This window comes from Vibrio sp. YT-15, from assembly GCF_033337445.1.
GTDB classification, from domain to species: Bacteria; Pseudomonadota; Gammaproteobacteria; order Enterobacterales; family Vibrionaceae; genus Vibrio; species Vibrio alginolyticus.
This window is the reverse complement of sequence record NZ_JAWOQR010000021.1, coordinates 16,790-32,492: the sequence shown is the minus strand read 5'-3', so window position 1 is coordinate 32,492 and position 15,703 is coordinate 16,790. Positions and strand designations below refer to the sequence as shown.

Genomic DNA, 15,703 nt, shown 5'->3' with positions numbered 1-15,703 from the left:
GCTATTGCAAACTCAGTGGCTTCTTGAGGATATCTCCTTAGAACTTAGTATTTTTAGTCAAACAGGCTTAAATGCCTGATTAATATCGTATTCACTATTTTTCGCCAAGATGTGCCATGCTACCCGACCGAGCTTGTTTGCAAGAGCGACAATCGCTTTTGCTTTTCCTCGGCGTGCAATGAGTCCTCTCAACCATGCTCCCATAGCATCCGCTTTGTTAGCTCCGCACCGAACCACTGCGCGAGCACCGTGAATAAGTAATGCTCTCAATTCACGATTGCCATACTTCGATAGAGAGCCAAGACTACTTTTTCCGCCTGTACTATTTTGTTTTGGAACTAGGCCACACCATGCTGAGAACTGGCGACCATTTTGGAATTGGTTTCCAACACCTACCTCACTAATCAGTGCCGCTGTCAAAATCGGGCCAAACCCAGGAATATTCCGAATAGCCTCATATTTTGGATTTTGCTGACTCAACATGGTGACACTTTGGGTCATTTCATCTATCTCTTCGCTAAGACTGACAAAGTCACAGTATAAAGTTTGCAGTAAGTTCCTCATTACTGGGGAAAGGGCATTCTCTGCGTCTTCAAGAGCTAGCGGTAAATGACTTCGTAAAGCTTTAATAGAGAGAGGAAATACTACCCCGTATTCAGCAGCCAATCCTCTGATCTGGTTCGCCAAGGCAGTTCTGTTTTCTACCAAACGTTTACGGACACTGCGTATCGCTTTAAGGTCTTGTTGTTCAACAGACTTAACAGGAACGAAGTGAAGATTAGGTCTAGAATAGGCTTCGCAAATGGCTCTTGCATCATTAGCATCGTTCTTTTGCCGCCCAACAAATGGTTTTACATGCTGAGCTGGAATAAGAGCCACTGTATATCCTAGCTCTTGAAATATTCTGCCCCAATGATGAGAAGTTGCACATGACTCCATTGCTAGAGCAGTTTGCTCAGGTAGTTGGCGGACAGTATCTAGAAGCTTATCTCGCTTTACCTTTTTGTTTGATAAAATTTGTCCATTTGTACCCAGAACACACACTTGGAAGAGATTTTTCGCTATATCAATACCGACAACTTTAATAGACATACTTGTTACTCCTGCTCTTAATGGTTGTACTATTAGTTTGGTACAACGACGCTAGAAGGGAGGTGCGTCCATCACATCAAAGCCGTGCTTATCCTGTAAGCACTGCTCCTTATAAAGTTTCAATCTTTAATGTAAAAGTGGCGAACTTTATCGTCAGAGTTTCGATCTTTGTTGTCCACCGACAACTCATGTATTTTTGCCTCTGAATAGATTAAACACACACGCTAACAGCAATAAGGAAAGAAATCAGTGATCAGGATATTGGTGTTGTTAGCTTTATGGGAAAGCGAAAAAGTAGATTTAGATATAGAAAGCCCGCCAATAATAGACGGGCTTCTATTGTTTCTCTGCCTATTCGGCAGTAGTTGGAACATGTGATCGTGTTTTACTATTGTCAGCTACCTATTCGGCAGTGGTTTAGCCGCCTATTCGGCGGAGGTTCTGACAGATCACATAATGTGACTCCTAGCGCTGCAAGCAACTAAGCCATGAAGCCACACGCCGCCTATTCGGCGGAATTGCACATTGTAAGAGTATGCCCCTCATGTGTGGAGTGAGTAGAGCTAGTCACTTCATTTCCACGCCATCTACACTTCGAAAAGCGGTACTCTACAGATCAAGAATAGACTAAGAGTTGAATATTGAATAAAGCATAGGGAAAACAGGGGATCGGAGGCATCAAACTTACACTCTCCGACCCCTTAATTAACTACTGCTACACTCGCTTGATTGTGTTCGCTACAATTGTCATGACCGACATTGAGTAGACAGCGCAAGCTATCGGTACAAAATAAACTGGAAGTGCCAGGGGAACTGTAATGTAGAACAGTGCAACCAGCGGTAATGAGTACAGAACTCGCCTACTAATGCCATGCCTCATTGGTGATGAGTATTCAAAGCCATGCTTCTTAATCTCTCGTATCCAATATCCACTCATCATTGATGCAACGGTAAAGACAATCATTGCCGCGATCCAGATTTTCAACCCCCACAGTCTGAGTAGAACGAAATCCAAGTTGAGCGCCAAGCCCCAAATAGCCTGATCTACACTTTTCCAAAATCCAGTATTGAAGAACAGCCTGTCATTGATATCTTGTCCTTTCAAATACTCGACTGGCAGCAGCACTTCTCGGCACCATTGTATAAAGCCCGAATCCACTAGTAGCGAGTCCGACAGATATGACACAGATTCATAAATTTCAATTGCCTCATCAGTACCGACAAAAAGAGACATATTTTCCAACTCTTGCTGCATACTGGACTCAACAACAGAAGGTAAAAAGAGTGTCGCAATTAATAATATCGGCATTACCAGAGTAAAAATTAGCGTAATAATAAGCCCTGTATCTTTCTTGTCCTTTGCCATATTACTTCCTTGGTTTCGCTAGAATAGGTACACGACCTTTTTTGAGGTTCCCCCCAACAAACGAGGCAACATACTCCAAGTTAGGGAGCTGTCCCATTAGTTGCATTGGAAACATGTCAGCTTCTTCTTCCATTAAACGCTCACCAATGTTCGCTCCTAACCCATCCAACTCATCGTTGGAAGCATTAAAGCCCTGTGTTCGCATCACATATCGAACTCTTGTTTTTGGAACCTGTGCTAAGACTCGCTCTTGAGTAGGAACGTCAGCACATCGAAAGCTTATGAAATTATTCGTTGATGCAATTATTTGATCAGCCTTTGCCTTACTACCCAATTCAGCTTCAAAATCAGAGACAGTCTGTGTCGCTATCCATAAACGGAACCTTGCGCCACGAGCTTTGTTGACCATTTGTATTAACGGTTCACACAGCATTTCACTCGCTTCATCTACAAATAGATTAATGACTTTGTCATCTTCATCACCGTAGTTGTAGCGATCCGAAGCTACAGCAGCCGCATCAGCAAGAATCATTTTCCCTATTGCGCTCGAAACCAATCTATCCGAAAGTGAATCCGTACCAATGATCAGCACCTTGTTGTCAGCGATGATATTTTTCATGTCGAATACTCCGCGAGAATCATCTAGGTTGGTTGGAGATAGCATTTCTGCCAGCTCACCATTAGTGACTTTAGAAAGGTTAGCCAACAGGTTGCCCGTTGATTGCTCCAACGTTCTTCGCTTGTCGATGTACATACTCGCCATTGATTCAATGGTTGCATTTGTGAACTTGGAAGCAACTCTGTTTCGGTAGTAATCAACACAAAGTAACGCTCTCACTTCTTCGTTCGTTGACGATTCCAATTTCGAGTAAAGCTTATCTTTCCAATCGACTCGATTAGCTTCACACCACGCAACTACCGCCTTTTCAATAAGTAAGCCAAAGTGTTCGTAGTAGTAACGAATTGCCGTGAGCGTAACTTGTTCGTTAATTAAGTGCATGGCGTCGATCAAATACTGCAATACGGTGTTGGCAATATCTCGATAGAATGAGTCTCCATCTTCCGGTATAAGTGCTGTTACCCTTGCAGCCAACTCAGAAGAACGAGAAAAATTCTTTAGAGGGTTAAGCCTAATTGTGTCTCTTGGATAGGCAGGATGCCACATGAGGTATCTATCAGGCTCCCCCATCGCTGCACATGTTCGTTCAGCAATAGCTCTAATGTCCTTATCACCCTTCGGATCTAGAAAAATACAGCATTCTTTCCTCAAGATAAGCTGAGTAAGGACAAGATCGAAGAAGCGGGTTTTACCAGAGCCAGAAGCTCCCGTGATAAGAGTGTGTAAATCAGCCCACTTGAACATAAATCGGATATCTTCTTCTTTTTCCAAGATACCATGTATATATCCACTTCCTTCCGTGACATTTTGCTTACCAATGATGTCATCCATTTCACGTTTGGTAATGTCGTAGATTAATTGAGCCTCGTTGTAACCTACAGAAGATCCCCACCCCAGGAATAAGCTATTTTTTACTGTTTCGTTGGACACGCTCGATCACCTCTCCATCTATACCAAACATCTTCAGTGTTTTAGTGCTACTTGGATCTATAAACTCCAATGGATACCCTTTTAGTCTTTTCTTTCTAATATGAATTTCGAAAGCTTTATGACCGGTGACAACACCAATGACAATACAAGCAAGTGCCGCATACCAATACGTTTGCTTGGGTACTTCAAAAACATAAGGCAGACAAAATAGAACCATTGCGGCAATCAGCCACGTAGCGATCAAGTAAGCTTCGTAGTTCGTTCTGTAAGGGAAGTTGTATTTGGTCGGGTTCGTACTATCAGTCATTGATTACAATCTCCGGTGAATCAAACAGATCAAGCATCGAGACATTTTTAAGCTCTAACTCTGCTTTCATGACAATATCCATCACTGCGTCATTTGGAACTTGAATACGCTGTTCTTGAACTTCATAGTCGTAGTGCTTGGCAATGAATTGGGCTATTGGAGTAGTAAAACTAACGATAGATGGACTCTCGTTAGTGGATAGTTCAGGTTGTTCGTTTAACTCGGAGTGTTCAGTTGACACATTATCGGTCGCTTCATCCGGTGTATTACTTGAACTATCTGCATCTACAAATTCAGATTCGTGTTGTTTGGTATAACTCGGAACTTCAATTTCCTTTGGTGCATCATGCTTCTGTTTCGATACCGGTGCTGACGGTTTTCTTTCAACAGCCTTTAGAGTGAGAGATTTACTAATATTTTTGAGCACACGCCCCAATGTTTCTTTACTGGTTTCATGCGTCTTTTGTTTATGCATATTGCCACTAACAGTGTAATCAGTTGGCTCATCAAATATTTCTTCAATAATCTCGCTATCCGGTACAACTTGCTCTTTTGGTTGTGGCTCATCAACCTTTTCTTGTACAGGCTTCGCTACTTTCGGGCGCTTTGAGTGTTCCTTGAGTGAGTAGAGCTTTTCCGGCTCAAGAACTAAACGTTGGACATTACGAAACTTCAGACCCTTAACCTTCACCGGTTTCTTAGCATCACCGAGTATTTCAGGGTAGATGTCAAAATACAGTTCATCACCATTACTCGTAACTTGTCCTTCTTCAACCATGATTCGGGCTAGAACTTCAGGGACGGACGGAATGTTATACCCTGCATTTACCATTTCTTCGACCAATTCAGGGACAGCGTTATTCCAAATTACATACAATTGTTCTTCAACAAACCACAGGTACGCCGACTTCTCATTTACCTTCCATTTTCCAATGAGGATGTAATGACGAATCAGGTCGCAAAGTAATTCTGAAAGCGGGACTCGCTTGATCTCTTTTGTAATGTGAGAGTTGCGAGAGAACATATCAGCTTTCGTGGAGGCGCTATCCGCTTCGGCAATAATTTGCGGCATCGGATGAGACATGTTTGTTTTGCCGACACTTGCCAACATCATTGAGTGAATATGCTTACCGTCATAGCACTTCTCTAACCATGACCACGTTTTGGCAGGAATCAAACGCTCCATCATCACCAATGAAGCATTTTGATGCTTCATATGCCTATCGCGGTTCCATGTAATGAAGTACCGTTCTATCTGATGTTCAGCAGCCCAAGCATGGATCGTCGTACCGCTTTGAGCATCCCAAATAACTCGTTCTGAAGTTTTCGCATTACCATCGTGAACTTGTACATCTGCTAGTATCTTACCGGCATCATGCAAAAGCCCCGCAAGTATTGTCCCTGTGCGCCACTGGATATTACTTTGCTGTGTTTCAGTCAAACTACCAACGGTAACTGGAAAATGTGTCATCTGCGCAGCTCTCATAGAACGGTGCGCAACGTCTAGTGAATGCGAGACTAAACCGCCGCCAGTGGCGTGATGTTTGTACTCCGAAGCGGGAAGTAAGTCTGCATAACGAATGAAGCTTTCAAATACCGGATAGATATATTCGTTAAAGACTTCTTTACTAACGCCGATTTCGTTTCTGATCGCGTTAATTTGCCCCTGCATACGCTCAAGTAACACATGAGGCTGAACCACCGGAATGCCTATTGGATTTGGAGGATATCCTATGGCATCGTCATCGAGGTTACTTAAACCATACATCTCGCGCTTTGAGTCTACAAATGCTTGCTTATCAGCTTGCCAAACTAGCTTCTTGAACCAACGTTTAAGCATGTTTTCATACACTCCAAAAGCAAGGCGAGATACCACCTATTTTTCTTAGAACAACCATATTTTCATAGACCTCTAAACTTTGGAAATCACTTCTAAATGGTACATTGGCGGTATAAGTTTCCTAAATCCAAGAGAGTGATATGCGTACTGCAACAACGACTTATCCATTTTCTGCTAGTCAATTCGTAACTTGGGGTACGCACCGTTCTATCTCACCACGAATTAAGGGCATTATTGAGCATTACGCTCACCATATTGCCGTAAGCAAATATCAACTTCAGTCAGTTCCACAACCACAAAACGTAGATTCTTGGCTAACCAATGAAAACATGCCCTCTGTTGTGCGCTTGGCTACCTTGGCAAAGTCAGAAGAAAACATTGCGTGCTTGTTCAGAGACTTAAATCTATATGGACGCATAGACCAGATGTATCAGTACGATGGAACGTACTTTCTCGTAGATACCAAGTCCCATGCATCCCCAACATTTTCAGATCAATTGCAGTTAAGCTTTTATTCTTTCATTCTGTCCCGATTGGGGTACAGAATGGCTCCTGCTGCGTTTGTTCGCTCATGCTATGGAAATCAGGTTCACTATGAAGCAGTTGACATTATTCCTCATGATGCAATGTCAGAGATTATCGGAGAGGTGGAGTAGGGAAGTCACCTTAACAAAGTTAAGATAAAGAAAGGGCAAGCCAATTTCAGCTTGCCCTTATTGTTTTTACCAGTACGTCTAGCCAGTAATGTTGAGTATAATTGATGCATAGTGTTTGAGTGTCGGTTCAAAGAAGGCAACCCCAATTAAACCAGTCATCGCATAGACACTTAGAAACTTAGTGATTCTTTCTTGCATCGGCTTATTGCTCCCGTAGTGTTGTTTGATGTGAACTTCCTATTTGGTCAAGCATAGAAAGAAAGTCAGCCCAACTCATGCTCTCAATTTTGACTGGCTTTCCGGTTTGAAAAGCTGTTATTATTTTCTCAGCCATTATTACTAATCCCATTAATAGTTCTGGCTCGATGGTTTAACCATCCGGCTCTTGAAGTTCGCACCTTCAAGAGCCTTTTCATTTCAATTGTTACCGACTAATCAAAATGCGGTTATCTCCCACCTGAACCCATTTAAAATGATTCCCATCGACAATCAATTTTGCTTTTGGAAATCGCCCCATAACATTTTCAAGTGCAAGCTCAAGGTCACACTCATCTGTAAATCGTTCTACTTGCTGCTCCAAGCCTGAGTTTTTGTATAACGTTGCTCTCATAGTGTTCGCATTGATTTGGTTGCTAACTATATCCAGACTATCATTAACGTTTTAGTTCCAAAGAAAAAGGCATAGGATGGAGTGGTTTTTCTACTTTATTTTTTTCGGAGCCATACCCGCTTTCGCTTCCGTTTGCTACCTGCTACCTAAAGCGTCATGGACAACCCGAATCAAAGTAGTTGCGAGTCGGGGATTGTTGAAATTTCCATTTGGCTTAATCTTTGGCTTCCTTGCCATACTGCTCATAGAAATATTCAGAGTGGGTGTTATTACGAATGCAATTCATTGGGTGCTACTTTCACTCTCAATATATCTGCTATTAGCTTGGCTCTACCTATTCCTTTATAAACTGATGCTGAACAGAGTATTTAAACAAGCGATTACTTGGTCAGCGATTATCAATAGCATAATGTTGGAGGTAGGGATTATTGTCGCGTTTGTTGTTACGGGATTTGGTCTTTCACTTGCTCTAAGCTAATCACCTATCCGTCAACACTATTGCTGTGACAACCCCCATTGTTTTGCTGTGACAACCCCCATTGTTTTACTTAAAATAATCGCCCAACCCCTTGTTATATATAGCCTCAAGTATCACTGTGATGAAAGGTTGTTTTTACTCATCACCAGATAAAACACGTTTGATGTATGCATCAATCTTGTTCATCTTTTCAGAACCAATGCGAGAGAACTCGAATTTCACCATGTTTCTATCAGCACTGCGACTTACTTTTGCGTAAGCGTTTTTGTCCTCAAACTCAGCCAGCTTATTTGTCTCCCATGTAGCTTTTTTAGGCTTACCGGTAGTATTTTCTACGACGAACGATTCTAGTAGATCTAAGGTTTCCCTTTGGCTTTCAGAAACGTCATAGCTTAAATCAGTCAGGTTCTTTTTGAACTCTGCCATTGATTTGTCAATTTCTTTACCCGCTTTAATTAGTGCTCTTTGGTATTTAGCAAGCTTGCTGTAGAAACTATTTGGTATACCCTCAAAATCCACAAATACTTTGCGCATTGAAAGCTCAACATTATTCGCTTCGAGTCGCTTACGTAGTGACTCCCTACCGATTGAAAGTGCTGCTGCTAAGTCTTCAACCTTAGTATTTTCAACATCAATACCTTTACGTTCCGCTATGGTCAAAAGATACCTTGCATGTTCAGGGTAAGACCAACGCTTAACCTCTTGGCTATCATTGATGATACCAAGCATTTGATCGTCCCTAACATCTTCCTGTAACTCCCACAGTGGTAAATCAACACCACCATTGATACACGAAAAACGACGACGACTTGCATCTAGAAGCAATAGCTTGCCAGTGGTAGGGCATCTAACAGCAACACCCTCCTGGTTAACGCCGTTCTCACAGATAGACGGAAAAATGTCTCTGACAGCGTCTAACGTAAGTGCTTCCTGGTTACGTGGGTTGAGAGGGTGAATATCTGTTTTGGACTCAACTTCAGATGCAGGGATGACAACACGCTTAGCCGTTACCGCCCCATTTAAATATGTTCGAGTCTGAGAGCTGGTTAGGCTACTAGTGCGTGACTTGGCGCTGCCAGTCAACAAGCTCTTGCCTTTTTTCATCATTGATTTACCTACTTATTGTTCTTACTTGTTAACGCTTTCAAATCAGAGATAAACGTATTGTATACCTCGTTCACAGAATTGATTGCATCATAGTATTGAATATCAGTACATGTACTTTCAGAACGAATGATGTCATAGATAGTACGATTCTTGTCAGCAGCTTCATGGAAGAACGGGCTATGCTTAATCGCCTTTGTGATCATATCGCTTCCCACCGTTCTTAGAAGTCGGTCATAAGTCTTACGCTCTTGCTTATTCGCCTCATTGTAGTTTACCGGCAAGATTTTGAACCACTTCACGTTGTCACCTTGAGATGGCAAATCCTCTAATTGCTCAGACATAGTTAGAAGGTAAGACATTGTACTAACGTAGTCGTAAGTTCTTGGCGTTACAGGAGACAGGATCATATCGGCAGCTTCAATAGCTGACCAAGTAATAGGGCTATTTTGAGGTGGTAGGTCTAAATAAATGATGTCGTATTGTGATTTCAGAATTGGCACAACTTTGTTGGCAAACGCTGTTAGCAATTCAACACGCTTTTCTTTGTCCAGTGACCAGTAAAGTTTTGTAAACTGCTCGTCTGTTGGGAAAGCTGTCATGACATCGAGGTTTGGTAAATGTGTCGAGAATGGTGCCGCTAGAACCACATCCTCAAAGCTATGTCCTGCTTCTTGGAATTCAGTTGCTTCATTTACAAACTCTTGAGAATCAAACTCTTTAAATAGTGAGCGAAGCAAGTCAGATAGTGTGATGAAAACTTCCTCACTCTCATCCTCTACGTTAATGATACCTCGCGCACTGCCTTGAGGATCGAGGTCAATAATAAGAACACGAGCATTCAGATTAAGGTCTAGCGCCGTTTTAACAGCAAGTGATGTGTTCGTCGTGGTTTTACCCGTACCACCTTTGTAGTTGCTGACTAACACAACTGTTGAATCATGATTATCAGAGAACTTTTCAAAGCCAAAGTGGTTCATTACGGCATGCACTTGCTCTAGTGTAAACATGTGGCTTCTATTGTAGAAGTAGGGTTCATCAATAACACCTTCTTCAATCAACTGTGCAATTCGTTTGTTATACGTGTTTTTCGATAAACCAAGAATATCGACACCTAGAGTAGTTTTGTTGACAGCATGGTTATGGACTAGGCGCGTTACACCATTTTCCAAAAGGTCATCTTTAAAACGAATCGCTGACTGTTCTAACAGTTCTTCTTTAAGCGATACGTTTTCATGAAACATTCTGGTTCCCAGGTCGGTAGCTTTTTCTTTGAAGTTCATTCGTTATTAATCCTGTTGAGTATGTCCTTTAAGTTAAAACCAGACTACATGCAAATTGAACCTTTAACAAGTTCATTTTGCATTTTTTGGTTCATTTTCCTACAAGAATCAAAAACAATATGTAATAAGCTATTTTCTTATTGAATAAAAATTATGAGTTTAGGAAAGATCTAATGGGGTGATACTTTGAAACTATAAGGTTATGAATTAAACAGAGGATTTGACCGGCATGAACATTATTTATCCTAAGAACGCACCCGACAAACTGAGAAAGAAGACAGAGAAAGCACTAAGAATGCTTAGCGAAGGAGCAGTAAGGTTTCGTGTATCAAGTCGGTACGGCTATAAAACTCTGAGCTTGGGCAAGTACGAAAGGTTGGTAAAGACCGGTGAAAGCATACATATCTTCAGCCAGCATAGTGACTATGAAAAGTTTATCAACCAAGCAAGGTAGGGGAGCCTTGCTTGGTTTGGCTAAGTTATTTCTTTAAGAACATTTGTTCAAACAGGTTGTCTACCTCACGGCGTTTTTCAGCTAGCTTCAGTTCTTCTTCATTAGGTTCATCTGGAATCCTATTGCTCTCAACAAGTTTATTTATTTCATCTTCCAGAACTTCAGCATGTCCTTCATTGCCAAGTCGTAAAAACAAACTATGAATCTCACGCAGTGTTGGTAAAACATCACCACCTTCAGATTCAATATCTTGCTTCTGTTTCATCAAAGAAGATATTTTGCTGTAACAAGCTTCAGCTTCCTTAATGCTGAGTTGGTTCTTCCACTTGACCAAAAATCGAATTTTACAACCGCCATCACTGGTTGGCTCAACCTCATACCCTTGTAGTCCGTCCTTAGTGATGATTTCTAACTTATCTTTAGCGATTGGATTCGTAGCAATATCCGCAAGTGCAGGGGCAATAATCCGACTAATAAAGGCACTATGCCTCATGTATGTTTTCTTGAGCACTTTGCCCTTGTCGGTTTTAACACCAAATAGTACCTGAAGCTTATCCACCGAAATGAAATACATTTCAGTCTGATTGGAACGGTAACGGCACAAAAACTCAAAAACTCTTTTGGTGTTAGGGTTTGTAAGCTTCTTAAATATCTTGTTATCAATTTTGGCGTGACCGTTTTTGTGAGAGTTGATGATGTATAGCTGTCTAAGTTCGCCGTTAGGTTTAATTGTAAGCGTTCCATCAGCATAAGTGACTTTAGCTAAAAGCGGATAGTACGCGAACGAACCCTTGTCATCTTCAATCCCTATTTGTTTCTCGCCAAGAGACTTCGCGGGGTTCTTCAGGGCAGTAGCCAGGTACTTAACATCAATATCAAACCATTGAGTTAACTGACTCGTGTTGAACCTGTATTCAGGAACAAAATGTTGGTCGTTATTCTTGTTCCAGTCACTTTCTTTCATATGGGTTAGCATTAAAGCGAACATGTCCATCATTCGGCATGTAAGACTAGTTGACGCATAAATTAACCCATGCGTTTTAAAGTGATAATCTAAGTGGTCTTCAGTAACCAGCTCTATATTCATTTCCGTCATACGTGTACTTAAATTTGTTGTTTCACCACAACACTCGGTCCAATAGACACAAAACTCAGTTCATACTAGCACAAGGCTAAGTAAAAACTAGCACAAAACTCAGTTTACAATGGGGGGCATATCACGAGTTGTTAGTAGCAGCATTCTCGTAAAGAACATACCCTTCTATGCAACAAGTAATATAAAGTGTTGATTTTAAACATTTTAATGCATTATACCATTTGCCTTTGGATTTCCTAAACCTCAAGTTGTAAATGAACTCTCCGAATAGACCCGCCACAAAATAAAGTACATGACCACAAAACAAAGTACACGACCACAAAACTCAGTTCAATCACCACAAAATTAAATACAAACAGCACAAAAATAAGTTAAAACCACCTAAAAACCAGCATAGCTTCACAAATTTTAAGCACTCAAACACAAAAAAAAGTTAAGCTGTACAAATATATGTATGCTTTTAGTGAAGCTTGTACCTCATGACCATATACAATAACCTGTGTATAAATTGTTATTAACCTGTGATTTGCCACAAAAATAAATTCAAGTAGCCACAAAAAAAAGTCGAAAGATCACAAAATTAAATCTACCTATCACAAAAAAATGATCGTTCAACACAAAAAAATGATCATTCCGCACAAAATCAAATACAAAAACACCAAAAAGAAATACACGAACAACCGAAAAAACCATTGATAATCATAATCTTGCGCTTATTTTTCGTGCCTTATAGGTATATAGAAGATCTTAGAGGTGATCATAAGTCTCTAAAGGTAAACAAAGGTAAGATCATAGGGTTATAAAATAAACAATAAAATACTTTTCTATTTTTCTTAACTTAACAATGTTAAGTGTACCTAATGTCCGTTTAGGAAAGTGAGCGAGGTATGATTGAATCATTGCGGTATAACTACATCAATTGCAGTGATTACAGTTATGTACTTGAGTTTAAGTGACACTACCACTGAATCTGCAACGATGTTGTTTGGGATCTATATTAATTCATTGGGAATAAGCAGTTAGCTTATTAGTTATAAGTGAGAGAGTTTTGGGCAATTTTGATTGAGGATGTTGACGGTCATAGATTGTTGAAATCGGAAGACGTTACATTGAAGTTTGACAGCTTTGAGCTTACTGAGCTTTATAGGTGTGAGCTTGCAATGGAGTATTACGAAAGAAGAAGTAGTGATAGAACGTGGGCATGTTCGAGTGTTTATGTTTCTCTGCTGAGCAACAAGAGTTGGCTGATTAAAAATGAACTTGGTGTAGTAGTCTGTCAATTAGAGCTGCTAGCGGCATAAAAAAAGCGTCCAATGGACGCTTTTTTTATAATAACTGCCGTTATGAGCTTTTGAGTGTATTCAAGTGTGAGTCGAGTTCTTCTTGTTTCTCTAACGGTAAACGGTTTCGTATTTGATGAGCTAACTCGAATGCTAGCTGTGTTAAGTCACCAAGCGGTGACACTGATTTCGAATCTACGGATATTGCTAGAAGCTGAGCTATAATCGCGTTGTCTTTCAATGCCGTGGATACTACCTTAACTTTTTGGTCAGCCTCAGTATTTGTCAAACCAGATTTAACAAGCTTGCTATGCAGTTCTTGGAGAGCATCTTGCGTTGACTCTTTGCCAGGATATACCGTCAAAGCTTTTCCAAATATGTTCTCATCGTTGTCGTAATTCATGTTGTTTTACCACTGACTAATTTAGATACTTAAACGATATCAGCCATTCTCGCTTTCCAAACTATCAGGTGGTGTTTGAAGGGGATACGGATATCATTTCTGTTTTGGTCAATGTCTCCCGACTTTAATGGGGACTCAGAACCTTGTCTCGCCTGTTACATCAAACAAGTCATACTCATCCATCACTGCACCTTTTTTTGGGTTCACTATTGTTTTTGTTTCACCATGAGTATCAACGAAACTACGAATACAAAAAATATCATTAATGATTCATCAAGCGAAGCGTATGGAACACACACAATATCAAATGTTAGCCCTGCACTGATGGTTAGACAGCAGCAAGCTCCAACTAAATAGCTGGCAAGTTTTAATGTCTTTTTGGTTCTCATATTGTCTAGATTTTCATTTGAGCGTTAGCCGGTTTAACTAGGTTTCAGGCTAACCTAAACTTGGGAAAGGGTAACGCTGCGAGTTCATTCGCTGAAAACAACATACGTTGTTTATCAATCCAATGATTTGCTTCTGAAGCATTAAATTCCCTAGATAATTGCTTTTCTACTTGACCAAGAAACGCTGAGGTAAGTTCTTCAGACATTGTGATGAACCTCAGACTTTTAAGGACAAGTGTTTCGGTATCAACTATCACAATTTCAATGGCAAGTCGTTTTGAGTTGTTAAGGACTTCAGGCAGTTGTATGTCACCAACTATTGATGCGTCATACGGACAGTCGAAATTTAATTGAAAGCCGCCGCGCTCAAATGAGAATACGAGCATCATCGCAGATGAGTCTCTATCTACATATATTTTGGCGCTCACACGCCCTTCAGACAGAGTTACCCATTCTTCATTCGTCATAGATGGTAGACCTATGAACAATCTGTTGTAGGTTGGACGCAGGAACTCAGCTATGGCTCCGTCATAAACCGGTATCGTATTTGGATAGGGCTGACCAATGATTAGCGTTTCTAACATGTTGGATTCCTTGTGATGGAGTTCTGTTTTTTCGGTATGGGCTTATTGTCCCAATCACTAGAAGAATACGGTTGTGCTCTTGGTTTCCTAAATGAGTGTTTGTGATAAAAGCTCCTTGTTTCGTAGGCATACTGAGGTTGCACAGCCTATTGGCTAATCTATATACTGTATTTTTGTACAGTTTTTTATGATGGAAATGTTAGTTATCCGACACCGATACCACTATGGTTCGATAGTGCTTAGTGAGCATGGCGTTCTCTTTGGACAATCAGTTATTGGTAACAATGTTGCCGTAAAGCTCAAGAATGGGGAGCTTGCTTACTATCCCTATTTAGGTGCTGCCAATATTGTCCCAATTGGTAATTTGAAACGAGTTAAAATAGTTAACTTGACAGGCTATACATTTGATGAAGACGGTCTGCGAGACTGGAATCAAATTCCTAGCGACCATTATGTTGTGGGCGCATGGTTGAACGGAGGAATTTATGTTCTGTTAAAGGATGGACACCCGATATTGTTCAGTTCGAACTAGCAGGCATTTCTGGTCCTATGACTTTGTTTGTGGCTTTGTCATTGGCAAGAGCTTCACATTACTTGAGCATTGTAATTTCTTAAGCTAAATCGCTCATGGGAAGTGTGTTACCGAAACAAAATATAGAATCCCTGTGTACTTCCCCCCAATTCTCTTGAATAACAAGTCTGTCGTGTAAAGTACCTAATGCGTTATTTTTCGTGGTCTGAGTGACATTTTGGCAAATCCATTTGTTCGCAAAGGAAAATGCCCAAAGATCAAGGAAAATTTTTTTCTGTACGGTTATTTCTAAACCGAACTCAAACCTGTGATTTTACCTAGTCAAGTCCGTCCTTTCGCAATCAGTAAGTAGTCACTTACTGATATTTTTCATTTGGTTACTTATCCACAAGTCAACCCAAATATGTACCTTGAACAATCTTTTCAATCGCACTATCTTGTAAATCGCAAGGTTAAGGGCTACTAGATGTAGTGGCAATAGAAACACCAATTACGGGTTTTGGTTGCACTGTATATTTGAGCCTAAAACGAATAAACCCCGCAAAAAAGCAGGGTTTATAATAGGAGTCAATCTAGAGTAGTTGGAGCTACTCGAAACTAACTACTGGTATCATATCTCGACACCGAACAATCGAGACTATAGATCACCAGTGACCGGATTGGCAAATCGAAAATCGAAA

The 15,703-nt window shown here is 40.7% G+C and carries 13 protein-coding genes; 2 read left to right on the top strand and 11 right to left on the bottom strand.

What is annotated here, in order from left to right:
• Window positions 1–57: 57 nt before the first annotated feature.
• The 5 genes from R7D93_RS23200 to mobH all read right to left on the bottom strand — a co-directional run bounded on the left by R7D93_RS23200 (window position 58) and on the right by mobH (window position 6,154).
• Complete coding sequence (locus R7D93_RS23200) at window positions 58–1,092, bottom strand: IS110 family transposase (protein ID WP_222802168.1); 1,035 nt, start codon at window positions 1,090–1,092, stop codon at window positions 58–60.
• A gap of 715 nt (window positions 1,093–1,807) precedes the next feature.
• Window positions 1,808–2,458: a DUF4400 domain-containing protein gene (locus tag R7D93_RS23195; RefSeq protein WP_140134527.1), complete on the bottom strand. Its 651-nt coding sequence runs from the start codon at window positions 2,456–2,458 to the stop codon at window positions 1,808–1,810.
• A 1-nt stretch (window position 2,459) separates the two neighbouring features.
• The gene (gene traD / locus R7D93_RS23190; RefSeq protein WP_025624834.1) at window positions 2,460–4,007 is read right to left on the bottom strand and encodes a conjugative transfer system coupling protein TraD; all 1,548 of its coding nucleotides are present in this window, start codon (window positions 4,005–4,007) and stop codon (window positions 2,460–2,462) included.
• Window positions 3,982–4,314, bottom strand: coding sequence for a hypothetical protein (locus R7D93_RS23185; RefSeq protein ID WP_140134529.1), 333 nt, complete (start codon window positions 4,312–4,314; stop codon window positions 3,982–3,984). The genes traD and R7D93_RS23185 overlap by 26 nt, the downstream gene beginning before the upstream one ends.
• Window positions 4,307–6,154: a MobH family relaxase gene (gene mobH / locus R7D93_RS23180; protein ID WP_140134531.1), complete on the bottom strand. Its 1,848-nt coding sequence runs from the start codon at window positions 6,152–6,154 to the stop codon at window positions 4,307–4,309. Before mobH ends, R7D93_RS23185 begins: the two co-directional genes overlap by 8 nt.
• Before the next feature lie 140 nt (window positions 6,155–6,294).
• Here mobH and R7D93_RS23175 point away from each other — a divergent pair, with 140 nt between their 5' ends.
• Complete coding sequence (locus tag R7D93_RS23175; protein ID WP_140134533.1) at window positions 6,295–6,810, top strand: hypothetical protein; 516 nt, start codon at window positions 6,295–6,297, stop codon at window positions 6,808–6,810.
• A gap of 424 nt (window positions 6,811–7,234) precedes the next feature.
• Here the strand turns inward: R7D93_RS23175 and R7D93_RS23170 are convergent, their stop codons facing one another.
• The 6 genes from R7D93_RS23170 to R7D93_RS23145 all read right to left on the bottom strand — a co-directional run bounded on the left by R7D93_RS23170 (window position 7,235) and on the right by R7D93_RS23145 (window position 14,491).
• On the bottom strand, window positions 7,235–7,420 hold the full coding sequence (locus R7D93_RS23170) for a hypothetical protein (RefSeq protein ID WP_118121315.1): 186 nt from the start codon (window positions 7,418–7,420) through the stop codon (window positions 7,235–7,237).
• Between the two features lie 613 nt (window positions 7,421–8,033).
• Window positions 8,034–9,005, bottom strand: coding sequence for a ParB family protein (locus R7D93_RS23165; protein WP_140134535.1), 972 nt, complete (start codon window positions 9,003–9,005; stop codon window positions 8,034–8,036).
• Between the two features lie 8 nt (window positions 9,006–9,013).
• Complete coding sequence (locus tag R7D93_RS23160; protein ID WP_158297105.1) at window positions 9,014–10,246, bottom strand: ParA family protein; 1,233 nt, start codon at window positions 10,244–10,246, stop codon at window positions 9,014–9,016.
• Window positions 10,247–10,764: 518 nt separating this feature from the next.
• Entirely contained in the window at window positions 10,765–11,835 is a 1,071-nt protein-coding gene (locus R7D93_RS23155; protein ID WP_025624500.1) for a replication initiation protein, read from the bottom strand.
• Window positions 11,836–13,176: 1,341 nt separating this feature from the next.
• The gene (locus R7D93_RS23150; protein ID WP_118121310.1) at window positions 13,177–13,518 is read right to left on the bottom strand and encodes a hypothetical protein; all 342 of its coding nucleotides are present in this window, start codon (window positions 13,516–13,518) and stop codon (window positions 13,177–13,179) included.
• A gap of 433 nt (window positions 13,519–13,951) precedes the next feature.
• Window positions 13,952–14,491, bottom strand: coding sequence for a hypothetical protein (locus R7D93_RS23145; protein ID WP_140134537.1), 540 nt, complete (start codon window positions 14,489–14,491; stop codon window positions 13,952–13,954).
• Between the two features lie 187 nt (window positions 14,492–14,678).
• Here R7D93_RS23145 and R7D93_RS23140 point away from each other — a divergent pair, with 187 nt between their 5' ends.
• On the top strand, window positions 14,679–15,023 hold the full coding sequence (locus tag R7D93_RS23140; protein ID WP_225492091.1) for a hypothetical protein: 345 nt from the start codon (window positions 14,679–14,681) through the stop codon (window positions 15,021–15,023).
• The last annotated feature ends 680 nt before the right edge of the window (window positions 15,024–15,703 follow it).

Coding starts and splice junctions, on each gene's coding strand:
- R7D93_RS23170 (WP_118121315.1), bottom strand. CDS start 7,420: ATGAGAGCAACGTTATACAAAAACTCAGGCTTGGAGCAGCAAGTAGAA.
- R7D93_RS23140 (WP_225492091.1), top strand. CDS start 14,679: ATGATGGAAATGTTAGTTATCCGACACCGATACCACTATGGTTCGATA.
- mobH (WP_140134531.1), bottom strand. CDS start 6,154: ATGCTTAAACGTTGGTTCAAGAAGCTAGTTTGGCAAGCTGATAAGCAA.
- R7D93_RS23200 (WP_222802168.1), bottom strand. CDS start 1,092: ATGTCTATTAAAGTTGTCGGTATTGATATAGCGAAAAATCTCTTCCAA.
- R7D93_RS23150 (WP_118121310.1), bottom strand. CDS start 13,518: ATGAATTACGACAACGATGAGAACATATTTGGAAAAGCTTTGACGGTA.
- R7D93_RS23145 (WP_140134537.1), bottom strand. CDS start 14,491: ATGTTAGAAACGCTAATCATTGGTCAGCCCTATCCAAATACGATACCG.
- R7D93_RS23185 (WP_140134529.1), bottom strand. CDS start 4,314: ATGACTGATAGTACGAACCCGACCAAATACAACTTCCCTTACAGAACG.
- R7D93_RS23165 (WP_140134535.1), bottom strand. CDS start 9,005: ATGATGAAAAAAGGCAAGAGCTTGTTGACTGGCAGCGCCAAGTCACGC.
- R7D93_RS23195 (WP_140134527.1), bottom strand. CDS start 2,458: ATGGCAAAGGACAAGAAAGATACAGGGCTTATTATTACGCTAATTTTT.
- R7D93_RS23155 (WP_025624500.1), bottom strand. CDS start 11,835: ATGACGGAAATGAATATAGAGCTGGTTACTGAAGACCACTTAGATTAT.
- R7D93_RS23175 (WP_140134533.1), top strand. CDS start 6,295: ATGCGTACTGCAACAACGACTTATCCATTTTCTGCTAGTCAATTCGTA.
- R7D93_RS23160 (WP_158297105.1), bottom strand. CDS start 10,246: ATGTTTCATGAAAACGTATCGCTTAAAGAAGAACTGTTAGAACAGTCA.